This is a genomic window from Wocania arenilitoris, from assembly GCF_021728535.1.
Taxonomy (GTDB): Bacteria; Bacteroidota; Bacteroidia; order Flavobacteriales; family Flavobacteriaceae; genus Wocania_A; species Wocania_A arenilitoris.
Genome location: NZ_JAKKDU010000031.1, coordinates 1 through 5,228 on the forward strand (window position 1 = coordinate 1; position 5,228 = coordinate 5,228).

Consider the following 5,228-nt stretch of genomic DNA (forward strand, 5'->3'; position numbering starts at 1 on the left):
TTTGGATTATATAAGGTGTCCGCAACTTGTTGTGAAAAAGAACAAATAGGTAAAATTAAAATAATGAGAATTAATAGCGTTTTCATGATTGAAGAATTATTTAGTCATTATTTTGCACAACGGTCTGTGTATGGTGCGTGTCCCGCAGGGTATGCACTATACACCATGTTATGTGCTTTTTTTATTTATCCAATTCAGCATCTCTTCCAAAGCAATTCCTAAGTTTCCCATTTGACAATGTTGGTCAGCTTGTTCTGATTTTGTAAATATCCTTTCAGAAACTGAAGCAGCTTTTGTTAATGCTTCTTTTTGCTTCTTCAATAAACCGACTGGTTGGAATGCATCATTTTCACCTGTTAGGAGCAATACGTCTTGGTCAATTAAATGACTATGAATATGTTCTTTGTTCATTCCCATCATCCATTCAACGGCATCAAAGGGGTCGGATTTGTTTTGAATAAATAGTGCATTATTTATGGTATGCTTAATTGTTCCAACATTCATTTTTAAACGTATGAAAAAGTTCGTTAGTCTTCTCTTCGTAAGAAACCATTTTGCTAATTTTTGATTGAATGAATTGGTCATTTCAAGCCAATCATATAGCGGAGGCATAGCAATTACTCGTTTAATTCGCTTTTCAAAGGCGGCTGCTCTCATTATCCAATAACCACCCATTGACACACCCAAAGCGGTAACTTCATTTAATTCGAAATAGTCTAAGATAGCTTTTGTTGGTTTTTCATAATCATGGTCAAAATACTGGTCGTACAACCTTCTGCTTCCACCTTGACCTGGCCCTTCAAAAGCTATAAAGTCGTAACCATTTTCTGTAAAATAGTTCCAAATGCAATAAAACTCTTCTATAAAGGCATCAAAGCCAGGAATTCCAATAATAGTTCCTTTCACTTCCTTTGTTTTTGAAGGTAACTTTATGGCAGATAAAAAGCTTCCATTGTATGGTACTTTATGTCTTTCAAAATTCTGATCTTCAAAGACTTTGTCAAATAACTCTATGAATTTTTTATAGATCGGAATTTTTGTTACATCATTTGGTTCGATTAAAAACTCGCTTGCTCTTAAATAGGTAGCTGCATTTTTTAAACGATTTTCTTGTATTGCATCTTCTGAAGCTTTTTGGAATTCGTTGATATAATCGTCAAACGTCTTAATTTTTGAGCCAATGGTTTGAATGTTTTCTTTTCGTGCGTATCCAAGTGAATACCACCTATTCAACTGATAGTTTAGAAACTTATTCTTGTGGAATTTGTGGTAACCTACAGGTAACTTCATTTTGAGTTTCTTTTAATTGCACATAACGGTCTCGGCTATGATTTCGTTGTGGAATCATCCGAAGGATTATTCCGCTGAGAAATCAGCCATTGATTTATACTTTTATTTTGGTGTGGCACAAAACCACAATGAATTATAGCCATTGTTGGCAAATCGTTTTTTTATTCATATTGGCAATATTAGACTTAATGCATAAAAGTAAATTCCACCGAATATTAAAATTCCGATGAAATTTATTTTCAATCTTGTGTTTTTTAAATCAGTCCATATTGACTTTAGTTTTTCTTTTTCAGATTTTACTACTTTTGTATTTGCAATAAAATCTCCAATTCGTCTTTTGGGATTTATAAATCCGACAACTACTTCTAAAGGCCAAGCAATACAAATTGTCAAATTCCGAACGAAACATTGTAATTCAGTAGCTGGACTTTCTGTTTTTAGATTAATTACTTGATAGCCTAATATCCGTTTTGCAGGACTTTTACCCTTAAAAAAGTCCTTATTTAGATAGATAAAAACTATTAGGAAGAAAACGAAGAATCCCATTCCGTCATTCAATTTCAGTCCGATGTTTTCAGATATTATAGTCAGAATAATTGCTGGTGGAATTATCAAAACACACATTAGAAAATGGTCTAAAAGCATACTCGAAATTCTGTGAATCCGTCTATTGCTGTTTACAATATCGTTCAAAGTATCAAAAACTACTCCTTTTGTCTCTTGTTTGCTTTGTGTCATTTAAATGTTTGCCAACGGTAAAGCTATGGTTTCGTTGCGCAAGCCCTAAGATAACAAAATAAGCCGAGAATATAGTTCAGCCGCAATGACCGTTCCGCAGGAATGGTCAGCCGCAATGAACTATAGCTGGTGTTGTGTGGTGTTTTTAATTTATTGAATCTGTTAATTCTTTTATTGCTGAACCTTTCCATACAATGCCTAAATCAGATTGTGCATTAATTCTACCGCTATAAATTCCAAGAAATCTTGTAACAGGCCCACTAAAAGCCGCACTTCCTCCATTTTCCATTGCTACCATTCCACCATTTCTGTGAGCAATGACAGCTGAACCTGATTGACCAGGTCGCGCTCTACAATCAATTAAAAATGTTGGAAGATTATTATGATTTATTTCAGGTTCAGTTGCCATAAAACCAGTTGCCCATATTGCGAGTGCTCCACCGCCAGCAAGTCCGAAAGGAAAGCCTACTACACTAACAGTATCTGAAGGTGCTACTAGAATCTGTGGGTCACCTACACCTAGAGTGTGTGGATATAATTCGACATCATCAAGTTCAGTTAGCGGTAAAGCAACGAAATCAACTTTTGCCCCTAAAGTCGGATGCTCTATCCATTTTGGATTATTGTCTTCATCGTATAAAGGTTCATTTTTGCCTAACCATTGTCCTAGATGTCCTTGTCTATTATGCATAATCATAACAGAGTCTGGCGTATGTCCATTTGGTGATAAAGTGGCATTAGTTACATTATTTCTTCCAGTAACATTATGTCTGTTAGTAATAAGTGCTGGACCAGAAGGTGTGTCTGCAATAAATCCAGTGCCAGAAGCAATATTGTTTCCGTTAAATTGCATTTGAAGAAATAATGATTGTACTGATGGTTTTGATATAGGCATATTTTCGTTCTTTGTTAATACCACACAACGGTTACGTATAAGAATAGTGCGGTTTTGTGTGCGAGGATTTTCCGAAGGAAAATCAGAAGCTAGCAAAACAGGACTAACCTTTGATTAAGCACTTAATTTAGCATTATTTTTATACAATGTTAGGTTTAGTTTTTTATTCAATTTTCATAGAAAGGCCATATTTAAATGTTCCCTCAATTGTGTTAGCGTGATAGAAAATCCTTCTGAATGTTCTTTCTCTGCCGACAACCGAGTCTCTACAAGACATTCTGATTTCAATAGATTGTGAATGGTCAGATAAAATTTTCCCGATTTCTCTCGGAAGTTTTATCAAATAAGTGTTGTTTCTATTTTCTTTCCGAAATGAACTAAATATTCCACTTACTGATTCAATATAATCTGTGTCTATTGGTAGTTCTCTTATTATTTTATTAGTTCCATTAGGAACATCCATTAATTGGGTTGCTTTAACCGAAATCTTAACTTCTTTTATACTTGAAAATGAAAGGTTTATGAACTTAAAAAAATAGTCACTTTTCTTTTTTTTCAATTTATATTTTGCAATTTTAGTACTTATTTTTAATTGTGGTGAAAAGACATTCTGAACAAGAAAAAACATAAATGTAAATAGAATAGCTCCAAAAAGCTCATTCGCTAAATTATCATAAGTAAGTTCGCCATTCATTATAATGAAAATGGCAATTGCAATAGCAATTATTGGAACTATTATTCTGCTTATTACGTTCATTCTCTTTTCAAAATTAAACCTAACGGTTACGTATATGGAAAGTTGCGTGTTTGTGTGCGAGGATTTTCCGAAGGAAAATCAGAAGCTAGCAAACAAAGCAACTAACATTGGTTTAGGGTAAAGCTAGCAATTTTTTATATACAATGTTGGCATTAGTTATTTTCTCATTAATTTTTTCGACTCACTTAATATTTTTCGATGTTCTTTAGTTAAAACTCCTTTTGTGTGCTGGTAATTTAATGGTAAGTAATTACCTTGTATTCGGTTTTTTTCTAATTCATTTAATTCCAAAAGTGTGCAATTTTCCCATTCAACGACACAGTTTTCGTCCATAAACTGATTCACTTCATTTTTGCTCACAGACATTGGTAATTCTAAAAGTCCGCAAAGAGTAGTTCTCAACGAGGATAAAAATCCGTTTTCAACCCCTTTAAGATGAAAATTACTTGAGTCCAACATATGGTACTTAACAAGCCTATCGTGACCTTTTTTTGCTTGTCCAATATATAAAAGTCCGTATTCAATTCCGTCAAATTGGTTTCTTTTGATTTTGTTCAAATCAATTTCAGAATTCAATTTGTTAAGTAATTGATTAAAAATATCAGTTTTGAACCACCAATAATAAACAATAGGCTCATTAGTAATTTCAATTCCATTTTGTCTTATTTCCTTAACTGATTTTTTGTTCATTTTTGCGATTTTGGGTTAATTAATGCCAACGGTTACGTATATGAAATGTTGCGTGTTTGTGTGCGAGGATTTTCCGAAGGAAAATCAGATGCAAGCAAACAAAGCAACTCACATTGGTTAAGCACAAAATAGCAATTTTTTATATACAATGTTACCACACGTTTTTATTTTAATTCAGTAATATTTTGGTCAAACCAAACGTCTTCATATCCTTTTTTGTCAGTCAAAAAACGAAATCCAACACCAAGTCCGAGGTATTTAATTATATCAGGTTTTTTTTCAATCAAATGCTCTACGCATAAGGGCTTGAAAAAGTCGTCAGCATTTGACCATTCTCCACTCCAAATATACCATCCGTTCATTTTTCCGTGTTCGGGATGACGTAATCCATTTATTGGTTCAAGTTCAAGGTCAGTCGCAATTCCGATGAAGAGTTTTTCATCAGTTTGAGTAAAGTCAGAATTATACTTTTTACAAATCCGCTTTTGGGATTCAGTATGTTTATTTATTATTCCGACTATTTTTTTCTCCATCGTGTTTCTCAAATGTGTGGTAACGTGTTTGTGTATGATTTCGTTGCGTGTTTAGGCACTAAAGTTAGCAAATAAATCACAGATAGAAAGTCCGCGAGGACTTTCGTAAGTAGGCTATAACAAGCAATGAATTATACACGTCTTAAGTTTGTAATTCACTAAATTTAATTAATAATCAGAAAGAACAAAAGAGAGAAATAAGGTTAGTATACACGGTGAAGCTTCGACTTCGGCAACATTGATAATCCTCTCTCTTTTACTACTTAGACTTCGTTCAGTTCTGTGAGACCAAGATCTCGATTTTAAGTTGTTGAAATGTGAGTAG

General features: G+C 33.6%; 6 protein-coding genes. All 6 read right to left on the reverse strand.

From position 1 onward, the window contains the following. Positions 1–168 precede the first annotated feature (168 nt). The gene (locus tag L3X37_RS15095) at positions 169–1,290 is read right to left on the reverse strand and encodes an alpha/beta hydrolase (protein ID WP_237241000.1); all 1,122 of its coding nucleotides are present in this window, start codon (positions 1,288–1,290) and stop codon (positions 169–171) included. A 165-nt stretch (positions 1,291–1,455) separates the two neighbouring features. Then, positions 1,456–2,028: an RDD family protein gene (locus L3X37_RS15100; RefSeq protein ID WP_237241001.1), complete on the reverse strand. Its 573-nt coding sequence runs from the start codon at positions 2,026–2,028 to the stop codon at positions 1,456–1,458. 145 nt (positions 2,029–2,173) lie between these two features. Next, entirely contained in the window at positions 2,174–2,923 is a 750-nt protein-coding gene (locus L3X37_RS15105; protein ID WP_237241002.1) for a trypsin-like peptidase domain-containing protein, read from the reverse strand. Positions 2,924–3,086: 163 nt separating this feature from the next. Next, positions 3,087–3,680 carry a hypothetical protein gene (locus L3X37_RS15110; protein ID WP_237241003.1) on the reverse strand — a complete coding sequence of 198 codons (594 nt, stop codon included), beginning with the start codon at positions 3,678–3,680 and terminating at the stop codon, positions 3,087–3,089. Between the two features lie 156 nt (positions 3,681–3,836). Further along, positions 3,837–4,370, reverse strand: coding sequence for a GIY-YIG nuclease family protein (locus L3X37_RS15115; RefSeq protein ID WP_237241004.1), 534 nt, complete (start codon positions 4,368–4,370; stop codon positions 3,837–3,839). 164 nt (positions 4,371–4,534) lie between these two features. Beyond that, on the reverse strand, positions 4,535–4,903 hold the full coding sequence (locus L3X37_RS15120) for an immunity protein Imm33 domain-containing protein (protein ID WP_237240995.1): 369 nt from the start codon (positions 4,901–4,903) through the stop codon (positions 4,535–4,537). Positions 4,904–5,228 lie beyond the last annotated feature (325 nt).